The organism is Engelhardtia mirabilis, from assembly GCF_007748095.1.
In the GTDB taxonomy this organism is placed as follows: domain Bacteria; phylum Planctomycetota; class UBA1135; order UBA1135.
In genome coordinates this window covers 3,289,335-3,303,578 of record NZ_CP036287.1, presented here as the reverse complement: position 1 = coordinate 3,303,578, position 14,244 = coordinate 3,289,335, and the positions used below count along the sequence as shown (strand labels likewise).

10 protein-coding genes, 1 tRNA gene and 1 pseudogene are annotated in these 14,244 nt (G+C 70.3%); 3 read left to right on the top strand and 9 right to left on the bottom strand.

The features are described from left to right. Positions 1-70 precede the first annotated feature (70 nt). The 5 genes from Pla133_RS12115 to Pla133_RS12095 form a co-directional block, all read right to left on the bottom strand. A complete protein-coding gene (locus Pla133_RS12115; RefSeq protein ID WP_145065548.1) occupies positions 71-1,417 on the bottom strand; it encodes an AI-2E family transporter in 1,347 nt (448 codons plus the stop codon). Between the two features lie 294 nt (positions 1,418-1,711). After that, a complete protein-coding gene (locus Pla133_RS12110) occupies positions 1,712-2,098 on the bottom strand; it encodes a Minf_1886 family protein (RefSeq protein ID WP_145065545.1) in 387 nt (128 codons plus the stop codon). A 47-nt stretch (positions 2,099-2,145) separates the two neighbouring features. After that, the gene (locus tag Pla133_RS12105) at positions 2,146-3,264 is read right to left on the bottom strand and encodes a hypothetical protein (protein WP_419192420.1); all 1,119 of its coding nucleotides are present in this window, start codon (positions 3,262-3,264) and stop codon (positions 2,146-2,148) included. Then, complete coding sequence (tmk, locus tag Pla133_RS12100) at positions 3,257-3,883, bottom strand: dTMP kinase (RefSeq protein ID WP_145065539.1); 627 nt, start codon at positions 3,881-3,883, stop codon at positions 3,257-3,259. The genes Pla133_RS12105 and tmk overlap by 8 nt, the downstream gene beginning before the upstream one ends. 39 nt (positions 3,884-3,922) lie before the next feature. Further along, positions 3,923-6,886: a tetratricopeptide repeat protein gene (locus tag Pla133_RS12095; protein ID WP_145065536.1), complete on the bottom strand. Its 2,964-nt coding sequence runs from the start codon at positions 6,884-6,886 to the stop codon at positions 3,923-3,925. A gap of 251 nt (positions 6,887-7,137) precedes the next feature. Between Pla133_RS12095 and Pla133_RS12090 the strand changes: the two are divergent. Next, positions 7,138-8,037: pseudogene (locus tag Pla133_RS12090) on the top strand (peptidoglycan recognition protein family protein); the annotation flags it as partial. 38 nt (positions 8,038-8,075) lie between these two features. Here Pla133_RS12090 and Pla133_RS12085 read toward each other — a convergent pair. Genes Pla133_RS12085 through ald form a run of 4 tightly spaced genes read right to left on the bottom strand, consistent with a single transcriptional unit; the run spans position 8,076 to position 12,019 of the window. Continuing rightward, positions 8,076-8,987, bottom strand: a complete 912-nt coding sequence (locus Pla133_RS12085) for an NAD-dependent epimerase/dehydratase family protein (RefSeq protein WP_419192419.1) — start codon at positions 8,985-8,987, stop codon at positions 8,076-8,078. 8 nt (positions 8,988-8,995) lie between these two features. Continuing rightward, the gene (gmd, locus tag Pla133_RS12080) at positions 8,996-9,988 is read right to left on the bottom strand and encodes a GDP-mannose 4,6-dehydratase (RefSeq protein ID WP_145065528.1); all 993 of its coding nucleotides are present in this window, start codon (positions 9,986-9,988) and stop codon (positions 8,996-8,998) included. 25 nt (positions 9,989-10,013) lie between these two features. Beyond that, positions 10,014-10,880 carry an undecaprenyl-diphosphate phosphatase gene (locus Pla133_RS12075; RefSeq protein WP_419192418.1) on the bottom strand — a complete coding sequence of 289 codons (867 nt, stop codon included), beginning with the start codon at positions 10,878-10,880 and terminating at the stop codon, positions 10,014-10,016. A gap of 17 nt (positions 10,881-10,897) precedes the next feature. Beyond that, positions 10,898-12,019: an alanine dehydrogenase gene (gene ald, locus Pla133_RS12070; RefSeq protein WP_145065522.1), complete on the bottom strand. Its 1,122-nt coding sequence runs from the start codon at positions 12,017-12,019 to the stop codon at positions 10,898-10,900. 209 nt (positions 12,020-12,228) lie between these two features. On the opposite strand from ald, the gene Pla133_RS12065 reads away from it, so the two are divergent. Then, positions 12,229-12,305, top strand: a tRNA-Val gene (locus Pla133_RS12065). Between the two features lie 604 nt (positions 12,306-12,909). After that, positions 12,910-14,229: a trypsin-like peptidase domain-containing protein gene (locus tag Pla133_RS12060; protein ID WP_419192417.1), complete on the top strand. Its 1,320-nt coding sequence runs from the start codon at positions 12,910-12,912 to the stop codon at positions 14,227-14,229. Positions 14,230-14,244 lie beyond the last annotated feature (15 nt).

Genomic DNA, 14,244 nt, shown 5'->3' with positions numbered 1-14,244 from the left:
GTCGGCCCCGCCTGCTTCGTTCGGCCCGGCTCGGTTCGCGCTCTCGCCCGATCCAACGCTGGACCCCGCGTCAGCCCGCGTCGAACTTGCTCTCTTCTTCAGCGAACTGATCGAGGGCCGGCTCAACGAACTCCATCCAACAGATCTTGATCACCGCCGCCAGGGGCAAGGCGACCAGGACACCGAACAGACCCAGGGCCGCACCGCCGGCGGTGACGGCGAAGAGCACGGCGACATCGGACAGACCCAGGCTCTCGCCCAAGATGCGCGGCAGGAGCACGTAGCCCTCGAGCAACTCGGCTGCGGCGAAGATGCCACCGGTGGCCAAGAGTGCGTAGACCAGACCGTGGCTGGAAAGGGCCACCACCAGGGCCAGGGCGAAGGACACCAGCCCGCCGATGAACGGCACGATCGACAGGAACCCGCCACCGAGCCCCAAGAGCAGCGCGTAGGGAACGCCAGCCAGGGCCAGGGCAACCGTCAGGAACAGGCCCTTCAACAGGCTCACGAGAAGCCTGCCGCGGAAGAACACCGAGAGCACCTCGCCCAGCTTCTCGAAGGTCTTGGTCAGGCGATGGCGCTGGCGGCGCGGAAAGCGACTGGCCAGGTATTCGTTGAGGCGCTCGATCTCGAACAGCCAGAAGAAGGCGTAGACCGGCACCAGGATCACCAGGGTCGAGAGGCCCAGGAAGCCGCCGAAGAAGCGCTGGATGTAGGCGAAGATCGACTCGGCCGCGCGCGCTCCGACTTCGCCCGCGGCCTGCACCGCGCCCTCGTTCTCGGCAGCGAACTCCGACAGGATCCCGACCAATTCCTTCTGGCTCGGAACCGAAGCCGGGACCCACTCGTCACCGAGCACCTTGGCCGCCCAGTCGCGCACCCGTTGCAGGGATTGCACTCCGGTTTCTTCCGCTTCGCCCGCGGACGGCGAGTCGGACTCCGGTGATCGGTGCGCGTCGACCGGCTTCTCGCCCGCCGCCATTCTTGCAGCAGCCTCACCCTTCGCCGTAGCCACTTCTTCGGGAGCATCCACGCCGGCGGATTCGTCCTGCGTGAGCTCGAACTCGGTCTCATCGGCGGCCTGGTCGCCTCGCGCCGCCTCGCTCCGGGCCGCTCTGCCTTCACCGTCCTTGGGGGCCAGGACATCCACGATCAGCGAGCGACCCTGGTGCAGCACGCCGAGTCCGAGCACGGTCGCAACCACGAACGCCAGGGCGAACACGGAGACCACCGCTCCCGTGCGCTTCATCCCCCGATCCGTCAGCTTGCGAACCACGGGCTGCAGGATGAATGCCAACAGGTAGCCGAGCAGCAGCGGGTTCAGGACCGAGCGGATGTACCAAGCAAACAACAGTACGACTGTGGCGACGATGCCCAGCGCGACGTTGCGGCGCGTGCGAGACAGGTTCTCCAGCATCCGAGCATGATGGGGACAGGGCCCGCCGGGCGCGAGCGGGTTTCCACCGCCGCGTCAGCGCAGGGTGCCCAAGGCCTGTCGCCCGTGACGCCGAGTCGGCGAACAGCCCCGGCGCCCGGTTCCATCGGCCGAGGGACCTCGAGGGTCAGCCTCGGCACGGAGCCATCCACCGGCCTCGCCGCGGCGTTGCGGCGGTCTTCCATCGACGGGCCACTCGAGCGGGCACCGCGTAGTGGGCACCGCGTGGCGGTCACCGCGTAGTGGGCACCGCGTGGCGGTCACCGACGCACCCCGTCAGAGGCGCGTCGGCAGATCCACCCGGTAGCCTTCGACGAACTCGCGCTCGTAGTCGAGGTCGCTCTCGAAGTCCTCGATCCTGTCGCTCTCCTGCTGGCTCAGGATCCCGTTCTCCACGAGGAGGAACACGATGCGGCCCCAGTCGATGGTCTGCTTCACGCCCCAGGTCCGCCAGACCTGCGGCGTCAGGGGTCCGAAGGTCTCGCCCGCGAAGCGCTGCAACCCGAGCAGAACCTCCTTGCCGCTCACGTGCCGCGCCTGCCCCTTCAGGCTGCCGCGACCGGAGAGCTTCATGGCGTAGTCCAGCCCCTCGAGCAGGAAGCGCACCGCCTCCGGTGCATAGCGCCCGTCGCGCAGGGCAATCGATCGAAAGCGGTCGTCCATGGTGTTCCGGCTCGGCTCGGACCTCGCGGCCCGGGCGGGTGCTCCATTCAACCGCGGCGCCGTGCCCCTGTCGCCCCCGCTGGCGATCCAAGCTGGGCCTCGAGGCCGACCAGGGCCCGCTCGAGGGCCGCGCCTGGGTCCAGGTTGAGATCGATGTCGCGGCGCACACGCAGGAGGCCATCGAGTCCGTCGGTCAGGGCCTGGGTTCCCAGGCGCGCGCTGAGGCCCTGGGCCAAGCGCGCCGGCTCGCCCCGACCTGCCTGGGCGGGATCCCCGGTCGCTGCGACCCGCAGGGCGCCGGCGAGGACATCGCGCAGCAGCTCCAGCGTCAATCGCACCCGGCCACGGTCGCGTGCCAGGGCCGTGCCTCCCTGATACTCGCCGTCCACCTCCCACACGGCCGCGGCGGCAGCCAGGGCGTCGCCACGACCCTCGAGCAGCGGCGTCGCTGCCGCCAGCAGGGCCAGGGCACCGGTGCGCGCCAGGCGCAGAACCTCGCCCGGTGCCCCCCGGGCCAACACGGCGAGTTCGATCAGGTCGAGCCCAGCCAGGGCTTCGTCGTCCGCGGCGCTGGCTGCCAACACCGCTTCGGTGTCCGCGTCGCTCAGGGCGCCCAGGCGTACCTCGAGCACGCGGCTCCGAATGGTCGGCAGCAGGCTGTCGGGGCGACTGGCCTCGAGCAGCAGGAAGGTCCCCGCCGAGGGTTCTTCGAGGGTCTTGAGCAGGGCGTTCTGAGCCGGCAGGTTCAGGCGCTCGGCCTCCCGCACCAGCACCACGCGGTTCGCCCCCTCCGCGGGGCGCAGCTTCAGGAAGCTGCCCACGCAGGGACCGCCCGAATCGCCGGAGCGCTCGGCCACCGCCTGGATCGGGATCTCGTCCCAACCCTCCTCGACCGGGTCGACCCGCAGGAAGTCGGGGTGGTTTCCGCGCCACTCGCCGCTGGCCACCTTCTTGCACGAAGGGCAAGTTCCGCAGGGTCGCCAGTCGTCCACCGCACCCGCGGCGGCCAGGTCTCGGCAGAGCAGCCCCTGGGCCAGCCAGACGCAGGCCGTGAACTTGCCCACGCCCTGGGGTCCGCGCACCAGGAGCGCGTGACTGAGGCGATCCGCCGCCGCCGCCCGCCACAGGCCGCGAATGGCGTCCGCGTGACCGAGGGGTTCAACCACGCGCACGACGCACCTCCTGCAACACCCGCTGGGCCACTTCATCGGTGGAGCCCGCGGCGTCCAGACTGCGGGCGCGATCGCGGCGCTGCACGTAGTCGGCCAGGCCCTTGGCGACGCGACGTTGGAACTCCAGGCCCTTCTGCTCCATGCGGTCGTGTTCGCCGCCGCGGCGGGCAGCGGCCTCGTCGACGTCGATGGAGAGCACCAGCTCCAGGTCGGGAGCAGGGGATCGGCACCAACCATCCAAGAGCGCCAGGACCGCGTCGGGGTCCAGCTCGCCGGCCACGGCCTGGTAGGCGTAGGTGGCCGGGTTGCCGCGCTCACAGACGACGTCGCGCCCGGCGATCAGAGCCGGGCGCACGAGCTCGTCCAGGAGCTGCCGCCGCGCGGCGGCGAACATCAACGTCTCGGCGCCAGCTCCGAGCTCGACCTCGGGGTCCAAGAGGATCGCCCGCAGCCGTTCACCGGCACCGGTGCTGCCGGGTTCGCGCAGGTGCAGGGGCTCGCGACCCTCGCGCCGCAGGGCGTCGCAAAGGCGCTCGGCTTGGGTGCTCTTGCCGCACCCGTCGACGCCATCGAGCACGACGAAGACGGGCCGGGGGTCTGAGGTCGGGCTCACCGCAGGATGTTAGCGCCTGCCCGCTCCGGGCGATCCGATTCAGCCGCCGGGCCGGTCGAGGACGTCGCGCGAGCGCGGCTCCTGCGCGTCGAGATCCAGCCCATCCTGCGCCCGCTCGCGGGCCTCCTCGTCGCGCCCCAGGCCGCGCAGAGCCTGGGCCTCGAGGCCGAAGAGCTCGGCGAACTCCGCGTCGCCCCACTCGGCCGGTCCGTCGGCGTCGAGCTCGGGACTGACCATGCGTGCCACGCGCACCTCGCGCAGCACATCGTCGAAGCGCCCCAGCTCGAGCAGCGCCGCCGCCCAGTCCACGTGCATGCGCCTGCGGAAGGGATCGACCTCGTTGGCCTCGCGCAGCAAGCGCTCGGCCTCGGTGAAGCGCCCGGCGCGGGCATGCCAGGCTGCCACGACCAGCCGCAGCTCGGCCTCACCACCGTTCCAGCCCAACCAGCGCTCCCGCGCGGCCATGGCCGAGTCCTCGTCGTCCAAGCCTTCGTAGAGCCGGGCCAGGCCGAGCTCGGCCGAGAGGGACGGGTCCGGGAAGCCCGGGTAGGCCGCCTCCGCTGCCAAGAGGTGCCCTTTGGCCGTGTCGGAATCGCCGTCGTTCCAGGCCAGGTCGGCCAGGGCGACGCGCACGAAGAAGTCGTCACCGCCGGCACCGAGGAACTGGTCCCAGAGCTCCACCGCGCGCCGGACGTCCTTGGCCGCGAAGGCCATCTGCCCGCGCAATGCCAGGGCGCGCAGGGGCGGCTCCCCCGCCGATTCGGCCCGCCGCAGGGCCTCCTGAGCGTCGACTTGGCTGTCCTGCTGGTAGGCGGACCAGGCCACCGTCGCCCAGTCGTCCTTCCAACGCTCGAGCCGGGCCGGATCCTGCGGCGGCTCCGGATCCAGCCCGAACCGCAGGCGTCGGACCTGGTCCGGATCCCAGCGCGGCTCGATCGAAAGGCCCGCGATCTCTTGGCGCACGAAGGCGTCGAAGCGCTCGTCGATCTGCTCCGGGGTGAGCCCGAAGACGGAGTCCATGGCTCCGTCCAGGTCCTCACCGCGATCGAAGGCCTCCAGCAGCCTGATCATCGACGGGAAGCCGAACTCGTCGATCAGCATCCGGCACAGCAGGCCGCCCTGGTAGTAGCCGAAGATGATGCGCGGTCCGCGGAAGGCCGCGTTCAGCTCGCGCAGCGGGAAGATCGTGCCGCTGGCGTGGCTGTCGAGCAGGTCCCGACGCAGGTTGCGATCCCAGGAGGGGTTGACGCGCGTCTCCTCCCAGGTGGCCAGGCCCTCGGTGATCCAGCGCGGGCAACGGTTGTTCGACAGGCCCAGGTGCACCACGTGGGTGAACTCGTGGTACGAGGTGCGCGCCCAGGAGAAGCTGCCGCGCATCTCGGACAGGGGCGACACGGCGGTCACGACCGGGCCGAAGCACACACCCAGGGCCGGAAAGCCCTGGAAACCCGTCGAGCGCACGGAGAAGTCGCCGTGGCGATCGAAGACCTCGATGCGAACCTTGCCCGAGGAGTAGCCGTAGCGCAGGGCCAGATCCTTGCGCGCCTCCGAGTAGAAGGGCACCCAATACTCCGCCAGCACGTCCGAGCCCGTCGGCGGCCAGGCGAAGGTCAGAAGGCCCGCTTCGACTTCCTCGAACTCGTCGACGATGCGACCGAGCACCACGCGCGTGTTCTCGCGCCAGACGTCGTGGCGGCCCTTGGCCTCGGTCTTGGCCCGGTCCAAGGCCTCCAGGCCGCCGCGCACGTCGCCGGTGTTCGCCAGGGCGCGTCCGAGCTGCGTCCAGGCCTGGTGGTCGCCGGTGTCGCGCTCGACCGCCGAGCGCAGGAAGTCGAGTCCCTCGGAGAAGCGATACAGCTCGAGCAGGTGGCGGCCCACCTCACGCTCGGGCTCGGAATCGTCTGGATCGACCTGCGCCAGGCGCGCGAGGATCTTCCGGCAGTCGTCGCGATGGTGCTCGACCCAGGCCAGTGCCGCGTGCAGGGTGCCCACGTCGCGACGGCCGGGGGCGATCTGGTCCAGACGCGCGAGGCGCGCTCGCACCGCGGGCAGTTGGCCCAGATCGAGCTGGTAGCGCGTCACGGCCAGGAGTCCCTCGACCGAGGTCGGTCGGTCCCGCAGCAGGTCCTCGATGTACTCCATGGCGCCACGGTTCTGGCGTCGCCAGTTGACCCGACCCATGGCGTGCAGGCCGAGCAGGGCCGACTCGCACTTGGGATTGCGCTGCAAGGCCTCGAGGAAGAGCTCGCCCGCCGGACGGGAGCCGCTTCCACGCTGGCCCTCGCCGTCGGCTTCGAAGTAGATGTCGGCCAGCTCGGCCAGCACCGGCGCCTCGGGCGTGGTCCCGCAGGCCGCCGCGGCCGCGACGACGCTCTCGGAAGCGCCGGTCAGGTCGCCCAGGGCCCGCTGGCACTGACCCCGTGCGAGCAGCGAGCGCCAATCGTCGACCTCGGCGCGGGCGGCGCTGCGGCGCAGTTCGACGGCACGTGTGCGCTTGCCGATCTCCAACAGGCCCCGGGCCGCGGGCTCCGCAAGTCGCGGCTCTTCGGCCGAGAAACCACGCTCGCCGGCCTCCATCAGGACCGCCTCGACCTCGCTGCCCCGGCCCAGCTCGGCCAGGGCTTCGAGCTGCGTCTCGAACAGCAGCAGCAGGTCCGGATCGGCCGGCGGTGCGCCGGCCGCGTCTTTCAAGGCCCGCTCGAGCTCGTCCAGGGCTGCGTCGTGCTGTCCACGGTCCAGGTCCAGGCGCCCGAGATAGACGCGCGAGCGCCAGTCGGAGGGCTCCTCACCCAGCAGTTCGTCCAACTCTCGGCCCGCCGCCGACCAGTCCCCGCGCAGCCGCAGTCGATCGGCCTCGACCCGAACTTCGCGCAGCAGCGCCTCGAGCTCCAGATCCTCGTCCTGAGCGCCCGCTGCGAGCGGGGCGCACAGGCCTGATCCCAACAGGAGCAGGCCGAGGGTGGCGAGCCCGCGCAGGCGCCGTCGTTGAACAGGTCGGGTCACGGTCGTTGCTCCGGGATCATCCAAAGTGGTACGAGTGTGGGCGAGCGGGCGCCCTAGCGGCCGCCACGGCCCCACGGTCCCATCACCGCCCAGGCGGTCTCGCAGGCTTGGCTCCTTCCTCACTATCGTCCAAGCGGCCCCAGATTTCTCCTGTCGAGAGAACCCGACTCGAAGCCCGTCGAGGTGGTGAGGCCCCCCGCGCCTGGTCTGCGACGCGAGGAAGTGCAGGCGCTGGCCGGTCGGGCGGTGCCATGGCGTTGGTCCGGGGCCTCGCGATCGCGCTGCTGGTGGTCGCCTGCGCCGCCCCAGGTCCCCGCCTCGGTGCGCGGGTGCAATTCAACGACTGGGCTCAGCTCCCGATGGGCTGGGAGCGTCTGGACCGTATCGACCGCTGGCTCTCGGCGGAAGGACCCGGCGCCGCCTCCGAAGAGCGCCTCGACGCCCTGCTCGACCTGGCCGAGGGTCGCGCCGAGATGGCGGCTCTGGACCGCAACTCAGCCGATCCTGAGGTGATTTCGACGCGACTGGAGCTGGCGGCCCTGGGCTTCCAGGCGGTGCTGACCGACCGCCTCGCCAGCGCCTACCAACAGCACCGCGCGGAAGACGGTCTGGCGGCCATCGAGCAGCTCGGACTGGACGTCGGGCATGTGGACAAGGCCGAGCGGGTGGAGGCGAGCTTCAGCGGCACAGCGATCCCGCGCGCGATCTGGGGTGCTTCGCCCGCGGATCGCCGCGACATGACCCCGGCCTCGCGCTGGAACAAGATCACGGTCCACCACACGGCCATGAGCGCCGGGCACCTCCATGGCGCCAGCCTCGCCGCGTCGGCGGACGCCCTGCGCCGGGTCCAGCACGAGCACGTCAGCACCAACGGCTGGGCCGACATCGGCTACCACTTCCTGATCGATCCCTGCGGCCGCGTGTTCCAGGGTCGCGAACTGCAGTGGCAGGGCGCCCACGCGGGGCGCGACCCCGCCACGGGCGCGAACTTCAACTCCGGCAACATCGGCATCTGCCTGCTGGGCAACTTCAACAGCGAGCGGCCGACGCCGGCGGCGTTGATCGCCTTGACCCAGCTGATCGACGGCCTGCGCGGTCAATACGGGATCGCGCGCAGCGCCGTCTTCGGTCACCGTCACTTCAAGAACACCGAGTGCCCGGGCACCAACCTGGCCTCGTGGCTGACGCGCTACAAGGCCGGCTTGGCGATGTCGTCGAGCAGTGATTCCAGCCCGACCTTGGGCGACCAGCCCAGGGCGGCGAGCTTGGCGGCCACACCGACCACCTCGCTCGGATCCTGGGATCGGACCCGTTCGGGGTCCTCTTCGGTGCGCTGATCGGCGGCGCCCAAGCGGCGCTGGATCCCGTGCAGGGCCTCGCCGATGGTCAGTCCCTCGCCGCGACACACGTTGTAGGCCTCACCCGCCTGCCCGCGCTCGATCAATAGCTCGTAGGCGTCCAGCACGTCGTCCACGTGCAGGAAGTCGCGCCGCGGGAACAGGTTGCCGGTGCGAATGGGAACACCCTTCGCCGCCGCCACGCGAACCTGCTCGACCAGGGCCGGCAGGACGTAGTCGGTGGTCTGGCCCGGCCCGGAATGGTTGAAGGGCCGTGCGATGACGACCGGCAGCCCCCGCGCTGCGTAGTCGCGCGCCAGGTTCTCGGCCTCGAGCTTGGTTTGGCCGTAGACCGTCACCGGATCCAACGGGTGGTGCTCGTCGATGTGGCCCTCGACGCGGCCGTAGACCTGGGACGAGCTGGCCAGCAGTACCCGTGCCCCGACGGCCTGGGCCCCCTCGAGGATCGCTGCCGTACCGGCCACGTTGCTGGCTCGCGCCTCGTCGGGCGCGCGGTCGCAGGCCCGCGGGGAGGCCAGGGCGCCGAGGTGGAAGATGCGCTCGGGCGCGGCCCGTTGCACTGCGGCGATGACGGCCTCCCGGTCACGCAGATCGGCCCGGATCCAACGCTCGGCGGGCAGGGCGGGGGGCGACGCCTGGGGGCGGCGGGCCAAGCCCCAGACCTCAGCCCCCGCCGAGGAGAGGCGTCGCAGCAATCGTCCGCCGACGAAGCCCGACGCGCCGGTGACCAGGGTGCCTGCCACGGCCAACCTCAGCGCCTGCGCTCCGTCAGGCTCGCCAGGTCGGAGTCGACCATCATCTCGATCAAGCTGTTGAAGCTGACCTCGGGCTCCCACTTCAACTGCCGCTTGGCCTTGCTGTAGTCGCCCATCAGGAACTCGACCTCGGCCGGGCGCAGCAGCTTGTCGTCGGTCTTGACGAAATCCTGCCAGTCGAGCCCCAGGTGCGCGAAGGCCACTTCGCAGCACTCCCGAACCGAGTGGGTCTCGCCGGTGGCGATCACGTAGTCGTCCGGCTCATCGCTCTGCAGCATCAACCACATGGCGCGCACATAATCCCCGGCGAAGCCCCAATCGCGGCGGGCGTCGAGGTTGCCCAGGCGCAGCTCGCTGGCCAGGCCGAGCTTGATGCGCGCGGCCGTGTGGGTGATCTTGCGCGTCACGAACTCGAGACCGCGGCGCGGCGACTCGTGGTTGAACAGGATCCCGCTGCAGGCATACAGGTCGTAGGACTCGCGGTAGTTGACCGTGATCCAGTGCCCGTAGACCTTGGCCACACCGTAGGGGCTGCGCGGGTAGAACGGCGTCGATTCCTTCTGCGGGCTCTCCTGGACCTTGCCGAACATCTCCGAGCTGGAGGCCTGGTAGAAGCGCGCCTCTGGGCAGGTCTGGCGCAGGGCCTCGAGCACCCGCGTGACGCCCATCCCGGTGAACTGGGCGGTCAGCACCGGCTCGCTCCAGGAGGTCGGAACGAAGGACTGGGCCGCCAGGTTGTAGACCTCGACCGGTGCCGCCTCGGCGAAGGCGCGGTTGAGGGACGACTGGTCCAAGAGGTCGGCGTGGAGCAGGTTGACCCGGTCGCGCAGGTGGTCGATGCGCTCGAAACGTTCGGTACTGGCGCGGCGCACCACGCCGAACACCTCGTAGCCAAGCTCCAAGAGCAGCTCGGCCAGGTAGCTGCCGTCCTGGCCGGTGATTCCGGTGATCAGGGCGCGGCGACCCTCGGTGTTGTTGGAGACGGGCATGAATGTGTGCGGAGGGGGAAGGGCGTCAGCCCAGGGCGAACCAGAGGGCAGAGATCGTGGCGCAGTAGGCGGCGAACCAGGGGAAGCTACCGCGGCGCAGGGCCACCAGAAGCAGGCGCAGGGCCAAGAGCCCCACCGCGGCCGAGACCGCGACGCCGATGCCGAGGTCGATCATCGTGCGGCCGTCGATCTGCTCGACGTCCGAGAACTCGAGCAGGGCCGCCCCACCGACGGAGACGAGGCTGAGCAGGAACGAGTACCGCGCCGCTCGCGGGGCCGACAGGCCCACCATCAGCGCGGCGCAGATCGTGGCTCCTGAGCGCGAGATCCCCGGCAGGATCGCCAGGGCTTGGAAGGTGCCGATGAACAGAGCAGCCCAGACGCCGACGTTCAGGCCGAGTTCCTCCTCTGGCATCCCGATCAGCTCGCGCCGCTTCCGGAAGACGTCGCCGGTGATGAGGATCAGGGCCGTCACCAGCAAACCGGAGGCAGCGAGGACGGGCGAGTCGAAGATGCCGTCGAGGGCATCGCCCGCACCGATCCCGACCACGGCGGCCGGAACGCTCCCGAGCAGGATCATGCCCAGGTCACGCGGCCGCCCCGAGATCGCATCGCGCAGAACTCCGAGCAGGTCGCGCCCGTAGACGGCCAACACTGCGATCAGCGTGCCCACGTGCAGGGCGATCGTGATCACAGCGCCCTCGATCGCATGCAGCCCCAGGGCCTCGCGCCCGAGCACGAGATGGCCGGATGAGCTGACCGGAAGGAACTCCGTCAGGCCCTGGACCACGGCCAGGATCACCACCGCTAGCAACTGACCCTCCCCGTCGGGGTAGGTCACGTCGGCCAGGGTGGCGAACTGGGCCAGAGGGTGGAACGCAGCCGGATCCAAGGGCGATATCCCGCCCCTCAGGCCAACCGGCCGTAGGCCTCGGCCGGGTCGACCGAAGCCATGCCGAAGGCCTCGCCGACGGCCTTGCAGGTGATCTGGCCGCCGATGATGTTGGCCGCGGTACGCAGTGGCGCGGACTGCTCGACGGCCGCCTTGCCGCCCAGACGGGCCAGCTCGAGGGTGTACGACAGGGTCGCGTTGGTCAGGGCCAGGGTGCTCGTGCGGGGCACGGCGCCGGGCATGTTGGCCACGCAGTAGTGCACCACGCCGTCGACGACGAAGGTCGGATTGGCGTGGGTGGTCGGCTTGCAGGTCTCGACGCAGCCGCCCTGGTCCACGGCCACGTCGACGATCACCGAGCCCTCGCCCATCAGCTCGAGGTCCTCACGATGCACCAGCTTGGGCGCCGCGGCCCCGGGGATCAGCACCGCCCCGATGACCAGGTCGACGTGGTTCAAGTGCTCGCGGATCGCGAAGCGCGAGGAGTGGACGGTGCGGCAGTTGGCCGGCATGACCTCGTCGAGGTAGCGCAGCCGGTCGAGGTTGACGTCCATGATCGTGACGTCGGCGCCCAGGCCGCAGGCCATGCGCGCGGCGTTGATCCCGACCACGCCTCCGCCGATCACGAGCACCTTGGCGCGCTTCACGCCGGGGACACCGCCCAGCAGGATGCCGGACCCGCCGTGGGCCTTCTCGAGGTGGTGAGCGCCGGCTTGGATCGACATGCGACCCGCCACCTCGCTCATCGGCGTCAAGAGCGGTAGGGTGCGGCCGACCTCGAGCGTCTCGTAGGCGAAGCAGTGTGCGCCGGTCGCCATCAGGCCCTCCGTCAGCACGCGATCCGCCGCGAGGTGGAAGTAGGTGAAGAGCGTCTGCCCCTTGCGAATCCGCGCCCACTCTTCCTTGAGCGGCTCTTTGACCTTGAGGATCAGGTCCGACTCACCGAAGACCGAGTCGGCGTCACTGACGATGGTCGCGCCCGCCAGCTCGTAGGCCGAGTCGTCGAAACCGCTGCCGAGTCCGCCGTCCGACTGGACGTAGACCTGGTGGCCGGCAGCCACCAAGCGGTCTGCACCGGCGGGGGTCAGGGCGATGCGGTTCTCCTGGGGCTTGATCTCGGTCGGAACGCCGATCTTCACGATAGGTACCGGGGGGGCTCGGGGACGAGGCTTTCGAAGGGGGCGCCGCCGCAGTCCGAACCGCGGGCGCGAGCCGCGCAGTGTAGTGCCGGCCGCGGAGGAGGCCAGCCTCCGTGCCCCGCGAGCTGGGCCTAGAGCGAGGACTGAAAGTCAGGCCAGGACGGGCTTGTTAGCCCCCCGAGCGCGCGCTAGTCTCTGCCGCCTTGAGTGGGCCATTGGCTCAGTTGGTTAGAGCGCCACGTTGACATCGTGGAGGTCAGTGGTTCGAATCCACTATGGCCCACCACTCAATCCCCCTGCCCTCCTGGCTCCCCCACGGACGCCGGTCGTAGGGCGGGCGGGGAACTAGCGTCCTGGATCAGAAATTCGGCGTCACTTCCCGGGCTCCGATCGCCGCTGGCGTCGCCAGCGCCTCCTCCGAGTATCGCAGCGGATACGCGTCGTCGGCGCGCCTAGCCAGCATCGATCGGACCTCCGGGCAGTGACGCCGAATTTCCGATCCAGGACACTAGCCAGCATCGACCGGACCTCCGGGCAGTGACGCCTAACTTCTGATCCAGGACACTGGCTGCGGACCCGCAGATGCGGAGCAGCACCGGCGGATCAACCCAGGAAGTCTCCCGCCGAGCGGAGCGCACCGGGCTGGGGACGCCGAGAGCATTTGGCGTTCGTACGGTGCCAGGCACGAAACCGCCGCCTACGCGGCCCAGAGCGGCCGCCGAGGGCGGCTGCTCAGGGCAGCGTAGGCGGCGGTTTCGTGCCTGGCACCGTACGAACGCCAAATGGGGGGCCCCTCGGTGCGCTCACACCCGTGTCACTCCAGCCGTAGTGACCTCGAGCGCGGCCACGTCGGTCCCCTCGACCGCCGGCAACCCGGCCCGCAAGCGACCATGACTACAGCTCTCCTGCTCGCCCTCGCCGCCCAGCTCACCCCTACCCCGGGAGGCGAGATCGCTGACGAGTTGTCCCGCAGGATGACGCCCGAGGTGCTCGTGGCTCGCTCCGTGCGGCCGGCAGTGGTCCACGTGGTGACCGAGGTCCTGGTCCCGCAACAGACGATCTTCGGCCAACGCCTGCCGGACCGACTGGCCCAGAGCGCCGGCTCCGGGGTGGTGATCTTCGAGGACGGCTACGTCGTCACGAACAACCACGTGATCCGCGGTGCCCAGAACATCGTCGTGTCCTTCGACCCGGCCATCGACGACCGACAGTACCCCGCGACAGTCGTGTCGGCGGTGCCCGAGGAGGACCTCGCGCTGCTCAAGATCAGCTCGCCGGGGCCCTTCCCGACCGTTCCCCTGGGGACCAGCTCGGACCTGATGATCGCCGAGCCGGTGCTCGCCATCGGCAACCCCTACGGCCAGTCCTTCACGGTCAGCACCGGGATCATCTCGGGACTCCACCGGGACGTGGAGGCCGACGGGCTGCGCTTCACGAACCTGATCCAGACCGACGCCTCGATCAACCCCGGCAACAGCGGTGGCCCGCTGCTCAACATCAACGGTCAGCTGATCGGGATCAACACGGTGGTCAACAGGGCAGCCGAGAACATGGGCTTCGCGATCCCCGTCGATCGCGTCCGACAGGTGTTGGAAGACTCCCTGCTCTCGCCCTCCATGGCCCGCACCTGGCTCGGGTTCGACCTGGCGGACCAGAGCCTGGAGGTCGCCCGCGTCGCGCCCGGCGGCCCCGCCGACCGAGCGGAGCTGCGCAGCGGCGATCGGGTCGTGGCCGTCGACGGACGTGAGGTCACGTCGGCCGAGGAGTTCACTCGCGCCCGCCTGCCCCTCCAGCCGGGTCAGGAGATGCAACTGACCGTCTCACGCGGGGGGCGATCGACGGTGCTCAGCATGCGCGGTTGGGAGCGGCGCGACGGACTCCTGTTCGAGCGAGCGGGGCTGCTGGTCGAACCGATCGTGATCGGCATTCGCAGTCCCAAGCGTCTGCTGCGTGTGGTCGACGTGCGCCCCGGCGGACCTGCCGCCGATATCGATCTGCGCACCGGCGATCTGATCGAGGCCCTGCGGGCCGAGGGCTCGCCGCGCCCCTTCGCGCCCCAGCGGCCCGACGACCTGGCCCTGTTCGTCAACGCCCTCGCCCCGGGGGCCCGCGTGACCCTCGACGTTTGGCGTGACAGCAATGCCAACGGGCGCTATGAGCTCGACGCGGACTACAGCGAGCTGCTGCAGGGCACGCTCGACCTGCGCTGAGCCGTCCCTCGGGGA

Coding starts and splice junctions, on each gene's coding strand:
- Pla133_RS12115 (WP_145065548.1), bottom strand. CDS start 1,417: ATGCTGGAGAACCTGTCTCGCACGCGCCGCAACGTCGCGCTGGGCATC.
- Pla133_RS12110 (WP_145065545.1), bottom strand. CDS start 2,098: ATGGACGACCGCTTTCGATCGATTGCCCTGCGCGACGGGCGCTATGCA.
- gmd (WP_145065528.1), bottom strand. CDS start 9,988: ATGCCCGTCTCCAACAACACCGAGGGTCGCCGCGCCCTGATCACCGGA.
- Pla133_RS12060 (WP_419192417.1), top strand. CDS start 12,910: ATGACTACAGCTCTCCTGCTCGCCCTCGCCGCCCAGCTCACCCCTACC.